This window comes from Acidovorax sp. KPB24-07 (assembly GCF_057543315.1).
Window position 1 is genome coordinate 1 of the sequence record NZ_BAAJYS010000905.1, and the last position, 635, is coordinate 635.

Consider the following 635-nt stretch of genomic DNA (forward strand, 5'->3'; position numbering starts at 1 on the left):
CCCTGCAGCGCCCGGCCAGCCAGCAGCCCGGTGAGCGAGTCGGCCAGCGCCGCCAGCAGGCTGCCGGCGGCGAACACGGCCAGGCCCAGCACGATCACGCGCTTGCGCCCGAAGCGGTCGGACGCCATGCCCAGCGGCAGCTGCAGCACCGCCTGCGTGAGGCCGTAGATGCCCATGGCCAGGCCGACGAGCGCGGGATCGTCGCCGCCCGGGTATTTGCGCGCTTCGAGCGCGAACACGGGCAGCACGAGGAACAGCCCCAGCATGCGCAGCGCGAAGATCAGCGCCAGCGCGAGGCTGGAGCGGCGCTCCAGCGGCGTCATGGCGGTGGCGTTGGACGGGGGCGAGGCGGTGGCGCCTGGACCTGGAAGGTGGGTGGAGGAATCCGGCACGGTGGGTGCGCTGAGGGCCTGAAGCCAAAGCCGCGATTCTCGCCCATCGCCCGCAGGCCGGAACCGGCGCCACCGCGCAGGCATTGACGGCCTGGCGAACCCGTTTTCGCCGCTGCGGGCAAAAAGGCCACCATGCCTGTGGATTCATTGCCCTGATTGCTATTAAATAAGGAGCAAATGGTTTTCCGGCCCGCCGCCGGACCGCCCCCCGCCCGGCAGCAGGGGCCGGGTGGCCCTGCGGAC

1 protein-coding gene is annotated in these 635 nt (G+C 71.5%); it reads right to left on the reverse strand.

Annotated features, from left to right (window positions below; translation table 11 throughout):
* Positions 1-323 (reverse strand): MFS transporter (locus tag AC27IQ_RS26595; RefSeq protein WP_487091470.1); only part of this gene is annotated, 323 nt, incomplete at its 3' end.
* Positions 324-635: the final 312 nt, after the last annotated feature.